A 16,904-nucleotide genomic window follows, 5' to 3' on the forward strand; every position below is an offset into this window, starting at 1 on the left:
AAGCTGGCCGCCCGCATCTACTCCGGCATATATTAAGATTATTAAATAAATATTAAATTATTTTAAGTAACATAAAAAATTTTAATTTTTGTTATTAAACATTATGATGTTAGTTTATATTGTCAAGGTGGACAGATTCCCCTATTCTATAAGGATAGGAAGCTTTACACTGCATTCCTAAATAATGTGGGCCTCCCCGTCCAAATTTTTAGATTTCTCAAAGATTTGTAACGGTAATGCCACTAATCCTCAACTTGGAGATTCAAAAATGTCAATTGCCGTGGGAATGATTGAGACAAAAGGTTTTCCCGCTGTTGTGGAAGCTGCCGACGCTATGGTCAAAGCTGCTCGCGTTACCCTCGTGGGCTATGAAAAAATCGGCAGCGCCCGCGTCACCGTAATTGTGCGCGGCAACGTGTCGGAAGTCCAAGCCTCAGTGGCAGCAGGAGTGGAATCCGTCAAGCGGGTGAACGGCGGAGAAGTCGTCTCTACCCACATCATCGCTCGCCCCCACGAAAACCTAGAATACGTTCTACCCATTCGTTATACAGAAGCAGTAGAGCAGTTCCGAGGCTACTAATTTCTTAGCGCGCTGAAATTTCGTTTGACCAAAAGTTGGACGAAAAGCAGTGCGATGATCGTCAAAAATTTACAGTTTAGTTACCCAAATATTCAATCAGGAGTAAAACCAATGGCAATTGCAGTTGGCATGATCGAAACTTTAGGCTTCCCCGCAGTGGTAGAAGCTGCTGACGCGATGGTCAAAGCAGCCCGCGTCACCTTGGTCGGCTACGAAAAAATCGGTAGCGCTCGCGTTACAGTCATTGTCAGAGGAGATGTCTCGGAAGTGCAAGCTTCCGTCGCCGCTGGAGTAGAGTCAGTGAAGCGCGTTAACGGCGGACAAGTGATGTCCACCCACATTATCGCCCGCCCTCACGAAAACTTGGAGTACGTGCTACCCATTCGCTACACCGAAGCTGTAGAACAGTTCCGCGAAGGCGTGAGCGGCATTCGCCCCCTCAACAGATCTTAAGATAGGCACGAGGCTGTTAGGGGCGTTTGGTAATTAAAAATTAAAAATCACAAATTAAAAATCGCGATATTTTTGATTTAGCATTTTTAATTTTTAATTGAGGTGGGCATGAGATATTGGTTATTAGTCATAAGTCACGAGTCATTAGTCATTAGTCATTAGTCATTAGTTACTAGACGAAAAACTCTAAAATGAAGACATGAGACTGAATAAAGCTAATTGAAAAAAGACAAGTGACGGCAAAAGAATGACAATTACCAATTACCTATTACCTATTACCTAAAATGCAAATGGCCAAAGTTCTCGGCACAGTTGTCAGTACCCAAAAAGAGCCGACGCTGAGAGGATCGAAATTTCTACTGCTGCAATTCATCGATCAAGAAGGTTCGCCAGTTCCCGGATATGAGGTAGCCGCTGACTGTGTGGGCGCTGGTATCGATGAATGGGTTTTAGTGACCCGCGGCAGCGCAGCCAGGATAGCCCCAGGCAGCGAAAATCGTCCGATCGATGCTCTAGTAGTAGGCATTATAGATACTGTCAATGTAGAAAATCGCCTCATTTACAGTAAAAAAGACGACCCATACCGCTAGTTGACAGTTGACAGTTGACCGTTGACAGTTGGCAGTGAACAGTGAACAGCTAATAGCTAACAGTGAACAGTTGACAGTGAACAACTAACAACTAACAACTAACAAAGAACAACTGACAATTTTTTTTCAGTTTAGGAGAACTTAATTTATGGCAGTCCGCAGCGTTGCGGCTCCCCCGACGCCTTGGTCGAAAAACTTGGCTGAGCCGAAAATTCACGACACCGCCTACGTACATTCCTTTTCTAACATTATTGGGGATGTACATATCGGTTCAAATGTGATGATTGCCCCCGGGACATCTATCCGCGCCGATGAAGGCACTCCGTTTTATATCGGAGAAGGAAGCAACATTCAAGACGGAGTAGTGATTCACGGCCTAGAACAAGGCCGAGTCACAGGAGACGATGACAAATCCTATTCCGTATGGGTGGGGAAAAATACTTCCCTCACCCACATGAGTTTAATTCATGGCCCAGCCTACGTGGGCGAGGATTGCTTTATCGGCTTTCGCTCTACGGTGTTCAATGCCAGAGTCGGCAACGGCTGCATTGTCATGATGCACGTATTAATTCAAGATGTGGAGATTCCCCCAGGTAAATATATACCTTCGGGAGCCATCATCACTAATCAGCAGCAAGCCGATCGCCTGCCAGATGTTCTTGATTCAGATGTTAAATTTGCGACCCACGTCATTGGCATCAATGACGCTTTGAGAACGGGTTATCGCTGCGCTGACAACATCGCTTGTCTAGCACCAATTCGCAACGAGCAAGCTAAAAACTCAAATATCACTCAAATGAATTATTCTACCCAAACCGGCACCCAATTGAGTTCTTCTCTAGCCGATAGCATCCGCAATTTACTAGCGCAAGGATACAGCGTGGGAGCCGAACACGCCGACGCGCGCCGCTTCCGCACCGGTTCTTGGCGCACTTGCGGCCCAATTTCCTCAACCCGCGAATCTGAAGTAGTCGCGGCTTTGTCAGCTTGCATGGCTGACCACCAAGGAGAATACGTCCGCTTGATCGGGATTGACACCAAAGCCAAGCGCCGCGTACTAGAAGAAATCGTCCAAAGACCCGGAGACAATGGCTCTAATGGTTCTAACGGTTCTAGCGGTGCGAAAACTTACCAATCTAACGGTAGCGGTAAAGTTGCACAAGCTTCTGCGTCAAGTGGCAAATTGAGCGACGCAACAGTGGCTCAAGTTCGCGGCTTGCTAGCTCAAGGCTATAAAGTGGGGACGGAACACGCCGACGCGCGTCGCTTCCGTACTGGTTCTTGGCAAAGTGGGGCTTCGCTGCAAGTCAAAAACGAATCTCAGGCGATCGCTGCTTTGGAAGCTGTGATGAAGGAATATACGGGCGAGTATGTGCGCTTGATCGGAATTGATCCGAAAGCTAAGCGCCGCATAGTTGAAGAAATTATTCAGCGTCCCGATGGCCCGGTTGCTCAATCGGCTAAGTCGGCTGCAACATCGGGATTCAAACCAGGGAAATTTAAAGAAGCTTACACAGGTGCGGTCGCCAGCAGCGGCATCTTGACCGGCAAGACGATCGACCAAATCCGCAACCTGCTCTCCCAAGGCTACAAAATTGGCACAGAACACGCCGACCCGCGCCGTTTCCGCACCGGTTCCTGGAGCAGTTGCGCGCCGATCGACTCCAACCGCGAATCCGAAGTAATTTCGGCTCTCGAAAGCTGTATGACAGAACACAGCGGCGATTACGTCCGCTTGCTCGGTATCGACTCCAAGGCCAAGCGCCGCGTACTCGAAGAAATCATCCAGCGCCCTTAAGAATGCCTGGTAATTAGCTTGTTTCTCCCGTTAAGTGCTCGCGTTGGGCTAATGGGAGAACCAGCCCTGGGATTCAAGTTTGGTTTGAGAGAGTTAGACAACTCGATTGAGAATTTTTGGGCAAACTTTAGGATTTTCTCAAACTTTATAGAAAATCTTAAAGCCCGAACAAAACTTAGGCAAAAAAGGTTTGATGCGTTACTTATATGGGTAAGGTACGCAGTGTTAATCCTGCGTAATTAGGTTTAGATTCAGTCTCGATGGAGCTTTTCAGTATGAGTAAATTCTCGCTTGTTTGATGGATAAGGTTAAATTTTCTTTCGTCAATAAAACCCATAAATTAAAGTCCTTTTATCTAAAAAAATAGCTCCTTTCATGGTAAAGTTGAATGTATTTATCGCCACTGCAATTAAGTAGCAACTCTCAGATTTTGATGAGTGGCGATGTAGTTGTGAATGAGGGTGCGGCGATCGCCCCAGGAGTCATCCTACAAGCAGATCCGGGAAGTCGGATCTCGATCGCCGCCGGTACCTGTATCGGCATGGGAGTAATCCTTCACGCCCGCGAAGGTACTCTCGAAATCGCAGCGGGCGTGATTCTGGGTGCAGGAGTGTTGGTTGTAGGTGCGGGGACGATCGGCGAAAATGCCTGTATAGGCGCGGCGACAACCCTAATTAATCCTTCTATCGACAAACTGCAAATTTTGCCAGCAGGTTCTCTGATCGGAGATACCAGCCGCCAAGTACCAGCAGAAGCAACCGCAGAAACAGCACCGGCACCGGAAACTCCCGAAGCCAGTACGCCACCAGTTGAACCGCCAGTCGATCGACCGATTGAGCCAGAACCCGCCCAAACACCGCCTCAAACACCGCCGGAGACGGCTCCAGAACAGCCTTCAGACGCTGCCTCAGACCAGCCCCAACCAGCAGATACCCCAACTATTCTGTACGGCCAAGCTCACATCAATCAGTTGCTGGGGACGCTGTTTCCGCACCGACAAGCTTTTAATAGATCGCAAGAAAACGGTCAAACTTTATCGGGCGGTTCTGGATAGCCCTCATTTCGGCAAAAGGCAGCTATGCTGAAGGCAGAATCAAAAAATATAAATAGGTAATCTTATATTATTGGTAGCTCAGCAATTTTTAAGGCTTTGCTGCAGAAATCTGTGTCTGGCAGCTCGTGCAGTCTGTCTTGTCATCTGAGAAACTAAAATTATCCACAAATTTTAATTTTGAGAAGTTTCTAAAGGTAATTGAAGATGGACGGACAAATAGATCGTAAAACTGACCCCGATAGCTCGCAGCGCCAGGAATATTTCAAAGACACTGCTTTGGGCTTGGTATCTACCAAAAGTTTTCCGGCAATTGTCGGGACTGCTGACATGATGCTGAAGTCGGCGGGGGTGATTTTAGTAGGATACGAAAAAATTGGTTCCGGTCACTGTACGGCGATCGTCCGGGGCAGAATTTCGGACGTGCGTTTGGCTGTGGAAGCCGGAGCTCAGACAGCCGAACAGTTCGGACAGTTTGTTTCTAAGTTGGTGATTGCTAGACCTTTGGCTAATTTGGAAGTGGTTTTGCCGATCGGCTTTCGGCTGACTGAACTCTCCGAAAGTGGCAGTTATTCGCGGCTGAGTAATCAGGCGATCGGTTTGCTCGAAACGCGGGGATTTCCGGCAATGGTCGGCGCTTGCGATGCTATGCTCAAATCCGCAGACGTACACTTGGCCGCCTACGAGAAAATTGGCGCCGGTTTGTGTACGGCAATTATTCGCGGTGCCGTCGCAGATGTCGCAGTAGCCGTAGAAGCCGGGATGTACGAAGCTGAACGCATTGGCGAGTTGAACGCGGTGATGGTAATTCCGAGGCCTTTGGAAGATTTGGAACAAACTTTGCCGCTGGCGAGTTGCTGGATAGAACACCGCAAACCTGTGATGATGCCAATCTCTGTTGAGCAAAAGGAAAAAGAATTGATCGAACTTCCCGATTTGGAGAAATTGAGAGTTTATGTGGAAGAGGAAGTCGAGCGGTAATCGGTAATTTGTATGTAATTAGCCAGCAAAATTTTGTCAATACTTGCTGCTAGAAATACTGAGATGAAGTTGCTAAACAGGATATAAATTTTACTCAAGAGAAATGCGTGCACCAATTTATACCGATGGGGCGCGTCAAGCTTAATTTGGCTACCCGTGCCGATCGCACCTGCATCGAGAGACACAGAGCACCAACGCAAACTAGAATGTTGATCGAAAGTCGTAGCGTAGCGGGGCGTAAGCCATCGGGTAAACAATCGAACTCATAAATTAAATCCAGCCGACGAGCAGACTCTTTCAACATGATTTAACTGCTGTTAAGATCGACCTAAATCCTGTTTTGGATAGATTTCCGGGAATAACTCAAGAGTTACTCTTGGTATAAATGGATGCTGTTTCAACAGATTAACGACTGTCGAACTCAACACAGAGTACAAAGGAATTACTCCCCACAATCAAGCAATCCTGAAAGTTGACCCCACTCAATAACCGACACCGTGCCGCCGACATCATAAATGTGAAGTTCCCAACACTTTAGATGCTTGTTCAAACTCCGGTGATTCAGCCAGCAGCAAGTCAATCTAAAATCTAAAATCTAAAATCTAAAATCTAAAATCTACTCACCTATGAACCTCAAACAATTTTACAAGCGCGGTTTGTATAGCGCCAAAAAAGGAAACTACGAAGCGGCGATCGAAGACTTCGATCAGATATTGCAGGAAAATCCCGCCGACGCCAAAGCATATAACAATCGCGGCTTAGTCTACTATTACATGAAAGACTACCAAAAGGCGATCGAAGACCTCAGCCAAGCACTAGATATCAATCCTAATTTGTTCGAGGCTTATCTGAATCGAGGTAATGCTTGGCGGCATCTCGGAGAAAACGACAAAGCCATTGAGGATCTCAACTGCGCTTTAGCAAACAAACCTGACAGTCATGCTATTTATAACAACCGGGGACTCGTACTTGCTAATTTAGGGCATTACGAAGAAGCAATAGAAGACTACAATCAAGCTCTCTCTATCAATTCCCACAATTATAAAACCTATTACAACCGGGGGCGGGCTTACTACCTTTTGGGAGAAAAAGAAGCAGCAATAGAGAACTTTAACGAAACGCTGCGGTTGAATCCTAGATATATCAAAGCTTACATCAATCGCGGCCTCTGTTACCACCAACTAAAAGACAATACGCAGGCGATCGCCGATTACAACACTGCACTAGGCATCGACCCAAACAATGTTTATGCCTATTATAACAGAGGATGTGTTCGCTATAAATTAAAACAAATGCAGTTGGCGATCGAAGACTTTGACAAAGCAGTGGAACTCGATCCGAATTATGTCAAAGCTTATCTCAACCGAGGTTTAGCGCTGTACAAACTCGGAGATATCGCAGCAGCCAACAAGGATTTTTACCACGTCATGTGCATTAATGCTGAAGCTTATTTATACTACCAAGCCCAGCGCTGCACGCCGGATATTAATTCCTACTTCAAGGAAGCGCCGCAGATGGAACAGAATAATGCTGTGGAATATTACAACACAACATTAAATACAATGTCAACTTCTCTAAGTTCGGCAGCATTAAACTCGATTTGGAATCAAGAAGATTTGGATAGCAGAGACTCGATTATCTGTGAAGGTGAATTTCTCAACGAGTGAATTAGTCATTGGTCATTAGTCAGTAGTCATTAGTCATTGGTCATTAAGTCGGTAATCGGAAAAAACACAAGTTCAGAAACCCGGTTTCTTGCGTGATTTCTCGTTACTAAACACAAAATCTCATAGAAACCGGGTTTCTCGCCCCCATGCGTAAGCCCAGAGAAGTTTTTAACTCCGATTCGGTAGCCGTTAAAAATTTAAGCCCTTACTGCAAAAAACAGTAAGGACTTTAATCCTTCATCCCTGAGTTTTAAGGACTTGCATTCGGAACGATCGCACTTTAAATACTAGCCATCACTTCGCGCGCTGCGGCCAAAGTGCGATCGATATCCTCATCAGTATGAGCCAAAGAAGTAAATCCAGCCTCAAACTGCGAAGGAGCCAGATAAATACCGTGCTCCAACATTCCGCGATGAAAGCGGCCAAACTTTGCTACATCAGACTTTTTCGCATCATCGTAATTGTGAACCGGGCCCGCCGCAAAAAACAAGCCAAACATCCCGCTAATTTGCCCGCCGCAAACCGCGTGTCCCGCTTCCTTAGCAATTTTCAGCAATCCGTCGGACAGTTTTTTAGTAATTCTATCCAACTGTTCGTAAGTGCCCGGTTTTTGTAGCAATTCCAAAGTTTTAATCCCAGCAGTCATCGCCAAAGGATTTCCCGAAAGCGTACCAGCTTGATACACCGGGCCCGCTGGAGCCACCATTCCCATAATATCGCGCCTTCCGCCGTAAGCTCCCACCGGCAAACCGCCGCCGATAACTTTACCCAAAGTCGTCAAATCTGGGGTGACACCGAATTTTTGCTGAGCTCCACCGTAGGCGATGCGGAAACCGGTCATTACTTCATCAAAAACTAACAAAGCGCCGTTATCTTTGGTAATTTCCCGCAAACCTTCGAGGAAACCCGCATCCGGTACAATAAATCCGGCATTGCCTACAACTGGTTCGAGAATTACGCCTGCGATTTCGCCCGGATATTCGGCAAATAAAGCTTTGACTGCTTCTAAGTCATTGTACGGAGCGTTGAGGGTGTTGGCGGTAGTGGATTTTGGCACTCCAGGCGAGTCGGGAAGGCCGAGAGTTGCGACACCGGAACCTGCTTTTACCAAAAACATATCGGCGTGCCCGTGATAGCAGCCTTCAAATTTAATCAATTTATCGCGTCCGGTGAAGGCTCGCATCAGCCGCAAAACAGCCATGCAGGCTTCGGTGCCGGAATTGACAAATCGCACCATTTCAATGCTGGGAACGGCATCGATGACCATTTCGGCCAGCACGTTTTCCAGTAGCGAGGGTGCGCCGAAACTTGTACCTTTTTCTAAAGATTCGTGAAGGGCTTTGATGACATCTGGGTGGGCGTGGCCGCAGATGGCTGGGCCCCAAGAGCCTACGTAGTCAATGTATTGGTTGCTGTCAACATCCCAAATGTAGGCTCCTTTTACCCTGTCAAAGACTATTGGCCCTCCGCCTACGGATTTGAAGGCGCGCACGGGGGAGCTGACGCCACCGGGCATCAACTTCTGGGCGGCGGCAAAGATTTCTTCTGATTTGGCGGTTTTCAAGTGTGTTGTGGAAACCAAAGTTTTCTCCTTAGTGAAGGTATGTTGTTGCTAGGATACTTTTATAGCGACTTCAGGATAATGGTTAGGTCGATTTAAAGAAACTATGTTAATTGATTTTAGGATACAAACCAATGAGTAGCAATACTAACTGGAGTTTTTTAGACTCGATCGCACTGGTCGCGATCGCCCGCGAAGTGTAATAATTTGTAAAATAGTTCTTGACAATTTGCCCATCACTTGCCCAATCTCCTCTCTTCTCTCTGTGTCCTCTGCGCTCTCTGCGGTTAATAAAAAAAATATCCGACACAAAAGCGTTAATTTATATGAAAAGCAGCAATAAAATTATGTCTACTACGGATTTGTCTAGTTTGAGCCGATCGATTCCCATTGAAAAGATTCGTTACGACGATCGCGGTTTAGTACCGGCGATCGTCCAAGATTACTTAGACGGTACAGTGTTGATGATGGCGTGGATGAATCGCGAGTCGCTGCAAAAAACCCTCGCAACCGGTCAAACTTGGTTCTGGAGCCGTTCTCGCGCTGAATTGTGGCCGAAAGGAGCGACATCGGGACACATTCAAAATGTCAAAGGGCTGCGTTACGACTGCGATAGCGATGCTTTGCTAGTGACAGTGGAACAAGTCGGAGATATTGCTTGTCACACGGGTGAAAGAAGTTGTTTTCACCAAGTTGATGGGGAAATTTCACCGCCGCCGGGAGATATGTTATCTCAATTATTTGACGTGATTTGCGATCGGCGCGACAATCCTAACGAAACTTCTTATACTTGCAAGTTGTTTGAAGGAGGCGACAACAAGATTCTCAAGAAAATTGGCGAAGAGTCGGCGGAAGTTGTGATGGCTTGCAAAGATGACGACAAAGACGGGATTGCTGGGGAAGTTGCGGATCTATTTTATCACGCTTTGGTGGCTTTGGCTCACCATCAAGTTGATTTGAGAGAAGTTTATCGCAAATTGGGCGATCGTCGAAAATAGTCGATAATTGCTAATAGGTTTGATCGTTCGGACTTCAGTCCTATTTTCCAAAATACGCTCGAAAACCGGCAAAACTAATACCAGTTTAAAAGAATCTGCCTGCAAAGATTAATTTACTGGTTTGTTTCGCGATGCGATCCTAATATCATCTCAGGTCGATCGTTAATTAGTTCGTAGTGTGGACTTTAGTCCGCAACAAATGAGCGGACTAAAGTCCACACTACGAACCGTTTTGATGCAATGAGCAATTCTCGTCACTTCCTAGAAAGTAAAAGTAGTGCGAAGAACTCCCACCCCTACAGTGTCATTATCCTTAGTACCTTCAGGATTGAACAACACAAAAACCCCCGGTGTAATGCTGATATTATCGTTAACTTTGAAACGATAATAAGCCTCCAAATGGTAAGGAGTTGCTTTGTTTGCCTGAAAACGAGCACCGCCACTTACCGAATCGCGATCCAAAGGCTGTCCAAACAGAATACCTGCATTATTTCCTGATTTGAACAAATCTCGGAAATGTAAACCAAACATCCAACTGTTGAAAGTTGTAGAAGCATTGCTTCTTTCAGCATCAGCAATTATCCAAGCTCCATAGGTAGAAACAGCAACTTTCGGAGAAAGCCGCCAGGTTGCAGTACCGCCAAAGGAATTCATCCTCACGCCACCGTTAACAGGTTCTCTATCTCTTCCCAAAATAGAACCCAAATCCGCATCCGATAATCCTGTAGCCAGAATATTCAATTGGTGGCGGCTGTAAGCGTAATTCAAACCAATGTCAATAGTGCTAGTTGGTTTAATCGTTAACTGCGCCGCAGCAATTGTACTTCCCTCAAATAAACCAGCCCCCAACGGAGTAGCTGGAAAGCCTAAATCGTTAGGTAAAGCAGCATTTACACTGCCGTACAAAGCCGTAAGATTGAGCTTTTTAGAAACGTTCCAGATAAACCCGCCTGCCGATGCCAAACCGCTGCCAGAAGTGCCGCCGGATACGCGCACTACAGGGTTGTAACCTCCAAACCTAGAAATAGCTTCTTGCCCTTCTCCTGCAAAAGGAGTGATTGCTTGAAAAGCATCGGAAGTTTCCGCCTTCGGGCCAGCAAATAAAGTAATGCTGTTAGAAACTGGAAAGACGTAAAGCAGTTTGTACAGTTCAACTGTGTTAGCGCCAATGCTAGATAAATTCTGAGGGTTGATTCCGGGAAATTGCGGCTCAAAACTCAGTCTTGCCTGACTGTCAGATAAACCGCTAAATGCTCCCGTTGACAAACCCAAATCTGGCCCGAAGCTGCGAATGTTGTAAGCTTGCAAGCCTGTGATTAATGTGTCTTTGCCGGTGAAACTGGTAAGCAGATTCAAGCGCACTCGGTAATTGAAGACTGTCTGAGTATCGCTGTTATTGTTTTTGGTAGTGTCAGCCACACTAAAAATGGCTTCGCCGCTGAGTTTAGTTGTTGTCGAAAATTGATTTGCTTCTAATTCGGCGGTGCGGGATTCTAAAGCATCGACTCTACCGCGCAAAGTTGCTAATTCTGCCGCAAATTCTTCTTGCAATCTTTGCAATGTAGTTAAGTCTTCTTTTGTCGCTAAATTTCCAGTACCTGCTTTAATTAGCTCTGTTACCTTATCCAAGCAAGCGTTTAAACCGGCGGCGAATTCGTAGCGAGTCATTGCCCGATTGCCTCGGAATGTGCCGTCTGGATATCCCGCTATGCAGCCGTATCTTTCTACGAGAGATTGTAAGGCTTGAAATGCCCAATCTGTCGGGCGCACGTCGGAGAGTTGTGAGACAGATGTTACTTGTTCGAGTTCGGTAGATTCGGGAGTTTGGCTGTTGGTTGGTGCGGGCTCTAAGGAAGCGCTGTTTTCGATTTCAGCTAACTTTTCTAAAGTAGGTGTTTGTGTTTGAGCAATGATTGGTGCCGGGCTTGGGGCGGGAATCGCAGATGTTGTTTCTGCGATTTCGGCTGGTGCCGGGTTTGGGGTAGGAATCGCAGATGTGGTTTCTGTGACTTCGGCTGGTGTCTGCGGGTTTGGGGCGGGAATCGCAGATGTGGTTTCTGCGATTTCGGCTGGGGCTTGGTTGGCTGGTTTTTCGGCTAAGTTTAATGAGTTGTTTGGGGGATTTTCTGCGGTTAATGCGGTGGTTTCGGGCTGATTGAGGTTGGCGAGGCGATCGTCTGTTGAGGTGGTACTATCAACGGGTGGCTCCTCGATTTGTTTGAATTCTGATGTTTCAGGGATTTTGAGCGGATTTTCAACAGTTGTATTCAGGCTAATTTTATCATCTGACTCTTTTAAGTCTTGAGTGCTTAATGTTTCTTGATCTGCAACGGGTGGCATGGCTGCCAATGGTAAAGAAGCGACAAGTAGATACAGTAAACCTGCTCCGCCGGCACTAAATAGTAAATGTGTTTTCACTGCGACTCCTCACAAATAAATTCTAAAATTGCTAGTAGCTTTCTAGCGATTGTAAATCTATTCGGCAGCCAAAATCACAAGTTTTAAATTCATCACTTTTGGATTTTTTATATCTTTAATAAGCTCTGTAATAGATTACGCAAAAATGGTGTCGCTGTGCTCTTGGTAGGGATAAGGTGCGCCGAAGTACCATACAGATAGACTGTGTACGGAGGCGACTTTGTATAAAATAATTGCCTTAGTTTGCGGAGGCAGGGGCGACGATCGCTCTACCGGGTTTTTCGGCACAATATTTGCTTAAAACTTTCTATTTTGGTTCCAAAATCCGGTTTTTTGGTTCGGGTGTGTGTGCCAAAAATGCCGATCGCAGTTTGAGGGCGATCGGCATTTTTGGCAATTTCTTTATTTGTCTAGTTTACATATCACAAAAGTTGTTTTTTTGCAATAATTTTTGCTTTCAACATTGGATCGAGCTTTCGCAAAATCGCGATCGCCAATATCACGCTAACAGCCAAACCCAACCAAAAATTATCCGCCCCCAATTTACCCTGATCCAAAGCGAAACCGCCCAGCGGCGGCCCGATTAAATAGCCGATCGCCCAACACTGAGAATTAAGCGCCAAATACACGCCCCGCAAAGAATCCGGCGCTAAATCCACCACCAAAGCCGAAGCAAAAGGCGTATAAGCAACAGTCGCTAAGGACAAAAAGCTCAAGCCTAAAACAGCTAAAAATAGATTGCCAGTTGCTACCATTCCCGTCAAGCCGATCGCGATAAATCCGATTCCCCACAGCAGCGCCGAAATCATCAAAGCTTTTGGATGGGAAAACCGCCTCAAAGCCTTAACAATCGGCATTTGCAAAGCCACAGTTAAAAATGTGCTAAAAGCAAACAAAACGGTAATTGTACCCGTAGAAAAGCCCATTTCCGATGTCCCCACCGGCACAAACTTACTAAAATACAGCGGCATCGTGGTTTGAATTTGGGAAATGTAGAGAGTGAACAAAATATTTACTGAGGCATATACTAGCAAAGTGCGATCGTTCAACGCCACCATCCAGCCATTTTTCAGATTTTTTGGGCTTGCATCTGTTGCAGCAGAAGGTTTGTAGGTTTCTGAAATTGCGCTCCAAACCACCGCAAACAGAACTATAAACGAGATACCGTCGATAATAAAGAGCGATCGATAATTCCCCGTCACCGCAATCAAAACACCGCCAAAAATAATCCCAACTTGCAAACCCAAATTATCAGCAAGCCGCGTCAAAGCAAAAGCCTCCTGTCGCCGATCGCCCTCCGTTAAATCCGCCACCATCGTCTCCGTTGGAGGCCAATACAAACCCACGCCAAAACCCATAAGTACATTTCCTGCAACTAAACCTGCAAAATCATTAGTTGCCGCCAGCACAAAAGAAGCGACAGCCGCAATCATTGTCGCCAGCAATAAAGTTCGCCGCCTTCCCCAAAATTTAGAATCGCAAAAAGAACCGCCCAAAACGCGGCCGAATATTCCCGCAATTGAACCGATACCCAAACCGATACCAACAGCAGTTGCAGATAAACCGACGCGATCGACAAAAAAGATCGGCGCGTAAAATAAAGTAAAACCGGTGCCGCTTTGCGAGAGGAATCTGCCTGCGGCGAGAATCCAGACTTGAGTGGGGAGACGGGGTAGCCAAGAGGACAGTTGAAATTTAGGCATGATTGTTTATAAGAGTGGGCGGTTGAAACCGCCACTACACAAAGGAAGTCCGCCTCCGCGGACTGAAGAATTAAGTTAGTAGGGTGCGTCAGCTTTAAGCTGTCAATTTATTGATCGCACAATCCGCTGCTGACGCACTTTACAATTTTATAGAACTAATAAAAAATAGACTTTGCGGTTGCTTAGTTCCTCGCAATGACATAAATAATGCGATCGCCACAACTTTTAAACTGTTCGATCGCCCGATCGCCAGCCAGCTTAACAATACTTCTCAGTCAGTTACACAAAAGTTACCATTAATTTAAAAATACTTAACACGATTTTTGGAAAAAATTAGTTAAGCTCTAGGAAAGGCAGAAAAAAATTTATGAGGGTCTAATTATATGACAGCTATTACATCAAGAGTGGAATCAATCAGACCTCGCTGGCAAGCAATTGTCATGGTAGCCTTAATTTTTTGGCTCAGCGGTAGCCTGATTATCGACCTAGTAATTATGCCTAGCCTGTTTGTATCGGGCATGATGACATCTCCCGAATTTGTCACAGCCGGAAACTTAATGTTTTGGGGATTCAACCGCGTTGAATTAATTTGTTCGGGCGTGATAGCAACCGGTTTAATGGTTTTGAGCAATTTATTCGGCGATTTCGGCAAGCGCAGCCGCACAGCAATCATATTATCATTGGTACTTCTGGCGATCGCCCTGATTGACACCTACAACCTCACACCTCAAATGAGCGCCCTAGGAATGCAGCTAAATCTGTTCGACTCCGCAGCAGAAGTTCCCGCCGGCATGAATTTACTGCACCAAGGATATTTTGTCTTAGAAGCCATCAAGTTGTCTGTAGGCGCTACTCTCCTCGGCTGGTGCTACCAAAACCAAGTTTAATCGACACAATGCTTAGACGTTGAGTTGAGAAAAAACTCAAAAATTAGCGGCGGGTGTGAATTCACACCCGCCGTTAATTTTTGGGAATTTTAGCCATCATCAATCCTACTCGGAAGCTTCCGCCTCATCAGATTTTGGCCACAGCAACCGCAAGCCCATCACCGCAAATCCGATCGCCGCGATCGTCTTTACCAATCGCTCTGGTAACACCTCTGCCGTGCCTTGTCCAACCAAAACGCCAATTAAACTCGCCAACAACAGCGCCGACGCAGTGCCGAAAAATACAGCCCTGGGCGAGTTAGAACTGCTACCAAGGGCGATCGCAGCTAATTGACTTTTGTCACCCAACTCTGACAAAAACACTGTAATAAAAGTTATTCCTAGAAGTTGCCAATCCATGTTTTTTTAGTTATTCGTTAATCTAGAGTAAGAGTATCTGTAGGGTGTGCACTGCGCACCGGTTGACTTTGCCGACTTACCCACACTCTCCCAGAAACCCGGTTTCTCTCCAAAATCCTTGGTTTAACCATGAGATGTAGCCAGAAACCCGGTTTCTTGCAACTTACCCACAGGCTCCCAGAAACCCGGTTTCTCTCCCAAATCTTCGGTTTAACCCAAAGATGCAGCCAGAAACCGGGTTTCTTTCGACTTACCCACACATAATGAGTAATTTCCAATTCTTCAATCTCAAATCTCAAATCTCAAATCGTTTAACTCAATACTTCCCACAGCAAAACCGCCGAAATCGCCAGCAAAATCACTCCCGCAGCCTTCTCCAAAGTTTTCGGATCAATTCGAGTCGCCAGCCACCTTCCCAGCAAAACTCCCAACAAACTGGTTGCAATCAAAGCCAAACCCGCACCCACAAACACAATCCAAGGATTCCGAGATTCAGCCGTCATCAGCAAAATCGCGAGTTGAGTTTTGTCTCCAATTTCAGCCAAAAAAATAGTGGCAAAAGTCGAGGCAAAAATTGCCCAGTGCTTCGGCTTCAGTCCCTTTTCTTCCTGACAAATATCAGGATTTGCACTCACTGAAAGTTCAGCCGACTCCGGGGTTAAAGCAGCACAAATCTCAGAAGTCTCTTTGAGTTTTTGTAGTTGTAACTGTGGTGGCAAATCGGAATTGGGGTTTACTGAGTCAGAAGCAGACAAGCTTGGCGGTAAAGAATCAAGTTTCACGGGCAATGAGTGCTAAATATTTATTTTTGACTTCTAGTTTTGATTTTAACTTTCTATGTGCCTGCTTTTACCAAAACTGGTTAAGTACCGTAAGTTCGATCGCCCGCATCACCCAAACCAGGTACAATAAAACCCTGTTCATTGACCATTTCGTCGATCGTTGCCGTGTAAATAATCAAACTAGGGTACTCTGCACTCAGCCTCTTCAAAGCCGGAGGAGCAGCCACCACAGAAATAATCCGAATCAAATTCGGGTCAATTCCCCGTGCAGTCAACTCCTGCATTGTCGCCACAATCGTCCCACCAGTCGCCAGCATCGGCTCACTAATGATCACCCGCGTTTCCGGGTTAAACTGCGCCGGCAATTTGTTCAAATAACAAGTCGGTTCCAGCGTCTCCTCATTCCTCGCCATGCCGAGGTGGTAAACCGAAGCCAGCGGTACCACAGTCTGAATTCCTTCCAGCAATGCCAAACCCGCCCGCAAAATCGGTACCACAACTAACGGAGCTTCCGGGTTGATAAAAGTCGCCGGACATTCGCTCATCGGCGTCTGCACCGTTGTGTCCACTGTCGGCAGCCAATCTCGAATTGCTTCGTAAGCCAGCCAGCGTCCCAATTCTGTCATCGCAGAACGAAAAAGTACCGATGGGGTGGCGGCGTCGCGGGCGACAGCCAGCCAGTGCTTGATTAACGGATGGGGCGGAACGTAAACGCGCAGTTGCAGAGCCATGAGGAAATTGGGGAGATTGCTAGGTTTGAGGAATAGTCTGCGGTGCGATCGTCTTCGTTGGCGTAGCCCCCGTAGGGGCGGACTTCATGAACGGGCGATCGATCGCTCTGTGCAACTTATCACAATCTTCAATTTTTTCATCTAAAATCTCAAATCTCAAATGGTATCACTACCTTGGTTTGCCAACCTCAAGACCAGCTTATTGAAATATTTTGCCAATAGTATTGACATTAGTTAGCAACAAGGCTATATTCATTTTAGTGTTCTCCTCTCAAAGGATCGGCAGACGAGGGCAGTCGGCAATG

The 16,904-nt window shown here is 46.3% G+C and carries 19 protein-coding genes; 10 read left to right on the forward strand and 9 right to left on the reverse strand.

Features of this window, described 5'->3' with window-relative positions:
* Positions 1-268: 268 nt before the first annotated feature.
* The 6 genes from QUB52_RS10210 (at position 269) to QUB52_RS10235 (ending at position 5,453) form a co-directional block, all read left to right on the forward strand.
* Positions 269-580, forward strand: coding sequence for a carbon dioxide-concentrating mechanism protein CcmK (locus tag QUB52_RS10210; protein ID WP_006635059.1), 312 nt, complete (start codon positions 269-271; stop codon positions 578-580).
* A 111-nt stretch (positions 581-691) separates the two neighbouring features.
* Positions 692-1,033 (forward strand): carbon dioxide-concentrating mechanism protein CcmK, encoded by a 342-nt coding sequence (locus QUB52_RS10215; protein ID WP_006635058.1) that lies wholly within the window; start codon positions 692-694, stop codon positions 1,031-1,033.
* A gap of 284 nt (positions 1,034-1,317) precedes the next feature.
* Positions 1,318-1,623, forward strand: coding sequence for a EutN/CcmL family microcompartment protein (locus QUB52_RS10220; RefSeq protein ID WP_265233210.1), 306 nt, complete (start codon positions 1,318-1,320; stop codon positions 1,621-1,623).
* Between the two features lie 148 nt (positions 1,624-1,771).
* Positions 1,772-3,421 carry a ribulose bisphosphate carboxylase small subunit gene (locus tag QUB52_RS10225; protein WP_265233209.1) on the forward strand — a complete coding sequence of 550 codons (1,650 nt, stop codon included), beginning with the start codon at positions 1,772-1,774 and terminating at the stop codon, positions 3,419-3,421.
* A gap of 388 nt (positions 3,422-3,809) precedes the next feature.
* A complete protein-coding gene (locus QUB52_RS10230) occupies positions 3,810-4,475 on the forward strand; it encodes a carbon dioxide concentrating mechanism protein (protein WP_332973100.1) in 666 nt (221 codons plus the stop codon).
* A 204-nt stretch (positions 4,476-4,679) separates the two neighbouring features.
* Positions 4,680-5,453 (forward strand): carbon dioxide-concentrating mechanism protein CcmK, encoded by a 774-nt coding sequence (locus tag QUB52_RS10235; RefSeq protein WP_332973101.1) that lies wholly within the window; start codon positions 4,680-4,682, stop codon positions 5,451-5,453.
* On the opposite strand, the gene QUB52_RS10240 is transcribed toward QUB52_RS10235, so the two are convergent.
* Positions 5,426-5,638: a hypothetical protein gene (locus QUB52_RS10240; protein WP_332966254.1), complete on the reverse strand. Its 213-nt coding sequence runs from the start codon at positions 5,636-5,638 to the stop codon at positions 5,426-5,428. The two genes, QUB52_RS10235 and QUB52_RS10240, sit on opposite strands and share 28 nt — an antisense overlap.
* Positions 5,639-6,079: 441 nt before the next feature.
* On the opposite strand from QUB52_RS10240, the gene QUB52_RS10245 reads away from it, so the two are divergent.
* Positions 6,080-7,120, forward strand: coding sequence for a tetratricopeptide repeat protein (locus QUB52_RS10245; protein WP_332973102.1), 1,041 nt, complete (start codon positions 6,080-6,082; stop codon positions 7,118-7,120).
* A gap of 280 nt (positions 7,121-7,400) precedes the next feature.
* Here the strand turns inward: QUB52_RS10245 and hemL are convergent, their stop codons facing one another.
* Positions 7,401-8,702 (reverse strand): glutamate-1-semialdehyde 2,1-aminomutase, encoded by a 1,302-nt coding sequence (gene hemL, locus QUB52_RS10250; RefSeq protein WP_332966255.1) that lies wholly within the window; start codon positions 8,700-8,702, stop codon positions 7,401-7,403.
* A 326-nt stretch (positions 8,703-9,028) separates the two neighbouring features.
* On the opposite strand from hemL, the gene hisIE reads away from it, so the two are divergent.
* Positions 9,029-9,679: a bifunctional phosphoribosyl-AMP cyclohydrolase/phosphoribosyl-ATP diphosphatase HisIE gene (hisIE, locus tag QUB52_RS10255; RefSeq protein ID WP_332973103.1), complete on the forward strand. Its 651-nt coding sequence runs from the start codon at positions 9,029-9,031 to the stop codon at positions 9,677-9,679.
* A gap of 261 nt (positions 9,680-9,940) precedes the next feature.
* On the opposite strand, the gene QUB52_RS10260 is transcribed toward hisIE, so the two are convergent.
* From QUB52_RS10260 to QUB52_RS10270, 3 genes are all read right to left on the reverse strand, one after another.
* On the reverse strand, positions 9,941-12,097 hold the full coding sequence (locus QUB52_RS10260) for an iron uptake porin (protein ID WP_332973104.1): 2,157 nt from the start codon (positions 12,095-12,097) through the stop codon (positions 9,941-9,943).
* Positions 12,098-12,232: 135 nt separating this feature from the next.
* Entirely contained in the window at positions 12,233-12,385 is a 153-nt protein-coding gene (locus tag QUB52_RS10265) for a hypothetical protein (RefSeq protein ID WP_332966259.1), read from the reverse strand.
* A gap of 134 nt (positions 12,386-12,519) precedes the next feature.
* Positions 12,520-13,800: an MDR family MFS transporter gene (locus QUB52_RS10270; protein WP_332973105.1), complete on the reverse strand. Its 1,281-nt coding sequence runs from the start codon at positions 13,798-13,800 to the stop codon at positions 12,520-12,522.
* Positions 13,801-13,910: 110 nt separating this feature from the next.
* Here QUB52_RS10270 and QUB52_RS10275 point away from each other — a divergent pair, with 110 nt between their 5' ends.
* Both QUB52_RS10275 and QUB52_RS10280 read left to right on the forward strand, forming a co-directional pair.
* Positions 13,911-14,105, forward strand: a complete 195-nt coding sequence (locus QUB52_RS10275; protein ID WP_332973106.1) for a hypothetical protein — start codon at positions 13,911-13,913, stop codon at positions 14,103-14,105.
* A 78-nt stretch (positions 14,106-14,183) separates the two neighbouring features.
* On the forward strand, positions 14,184-14,687 hold the full coding sequence (locus QUB52_RS10280; protein WP_332966261.1) for a hypothetical protein: 504 nt from the start codon (positions 14,184-14,186) through the stop codon (positions 14,685-14,687).
* Positions 14,688-14,792: 105 nt separating this feature from the next.
* Here QUB52_RS10280 and QUB52_RS10285 read toward each other — a convergent pair whose 3' ends face one another.
* From QUB52_RS10285 to QUB52_RS10300, 4 genes are all read right to left on the reverse strand, one after another.
* Positions 14,793-15,086 carry a TMEM165/GDT1 family protein gene (locus QUB52_RS10285; RefSeq protein ID WP_332966263.1) on the reverse strand — a complete coding sequence of 98 codons (294 nt, stop codon included), beginning with the start codon at positions 15,084-15,086 and terminating at the stop codon, positions 14,793-14,795.
* Positions 15,087-15,397: 311 nt separating this feature from the next.
* Entirely contained in the window at positions 15,398-15,868 is a 471-nt protein-coding gene (locus QUB52_RS10290; RefSeq protein ID WP_332973107.1) for a TMEM165/GDT1 family protein, read from the reverse strand.
* 80 nt (positions 15,869-15,948) lie between these two features.
* Positions 15,949-16,599 (reverse strand): uracil phosphoribosyltransferase, encoded by a 651-nt coding sequence (gene upp, locus QUB52_RS10295; protein ID WP_332966266.1) that lies wholly within the window; start codon positions 16,597-16,599, stop codon positions 15,949-15,951.
* A 19-nt stretch (positions 16,600-16,618) separates the two neighbouring features.
* Positions 16,619-16,759, reverse strand: a complete 141-nt coding sequence (locus QUB52_RS10300) for a hypothetical protein (RefSeq protein WP_332966267.1) — start codon at positions 16,757-16,759, stop codon at positions 16,619-16,621.
* Between the last annotated feature and the right edge of the window lie 145 nt (positions 16,760-16,904).

The sequence above is a fragment of the Microcoleus sp. A6-C6 genome (assembly GCF_036705955.1).
Taxonomy (GTDB): domain Bacteria; phylum Cyanobacteriota; class Cyanobacteriia; order Cyanobacteriales; family Microcoleaceae; genus Microcoleus.

What these genes read in the sequence shown, in the direction of transcription:
- QUB52_RS10280 (WP_332966261.1), top strand. Translation starts at nt 14,184, where the DNA reads ATGACAGCTATTACATCAAGAGTGGAATCAATCAGACCTCGCTGGCAA.
- QUB52_RS10285 (WP_332966263.1), bottom strand. Translation starts at nt 15,086, where the DNA reads ATGGATTGGCAACTTCTAGGAATAACTTTTATTACAGTGTTTTTGTCA.
- QUB52_RS10230 (WP_332973100.1), top strand. Translation starts at nt 3,810, where the DNA reads ATGTATTTATCGCCACTGCAATTAAGTAGCAACTCTCAGATTTTGATG.
- QUB52_RS10245 (WP_332973102.1), top strand. Translation starts at nt 6,080, where the DNA reads ATGAACCTCAAACAATTTTACAAGCGCGGTTTGTATAGCGCCAAAAAA.
- upp (WP_332966266.1), bottom strand. Translation starts at nt 16,599, where the DNA reads ATGGCTCTGCAACTGCGCGTTTACGTTCCGCCCCATCCGTTAATCAAG.
- QUB52_RS10225 (WP_265233209.1), top strand. Translation starts at nt 1,772, where the DNA reads ATGGCAGTCCGCAGCGTTGCGGCTCCCCCGACGCCTTGGTCGAAAAAC.
- QUB52_RS10270 (WP_332973105.1), bottom strand. Translation starts at nt 13,800, where the DNA reads ATGCCTAAATTTCAACTGTCCTCTTGGCTACCCCGTCTCCCCACTCAA.
- hisIE (WP_332973103.1), top strand. Translation starts at nt 9,029, where the DNA reads ATGTCTACTACGGATTTGTCTAGTTTGAGCCGATCGATTCCCATTGAA.
- QUB52_RS10210 (WP_006635059.1), top strand. Translation starts at nt 269, where the DNA reads ATGTCAATTGCCGTGGGAATGATTGAGACAAAAGGTTTTCCCGCTGTT.
- QUB52_RS10215 (WP_006635058.1), top strand. Translation starts at nt 692, where the DNA reads ATGGCAATTGCAGTTGGCATGATCGAAACTTTAGGCTTCCCCGCAGTG.
- QUB52_RS10235 (WP_332973101.1), top strand. Translation starts at nt 4,680, where the DNA reads ATGGACGGACAAATAGATCGTAAAACTGACCCCGATAGCTCGCAGCGC.
- QUB52_RS10220 (WP_265233210.1), top strand. Translation starts at nt 1,318, where the DNA reads ATGCAAATGGCCAAAGTTCTCGGCACAGTTGTCAGTACCCAAAAAGAG.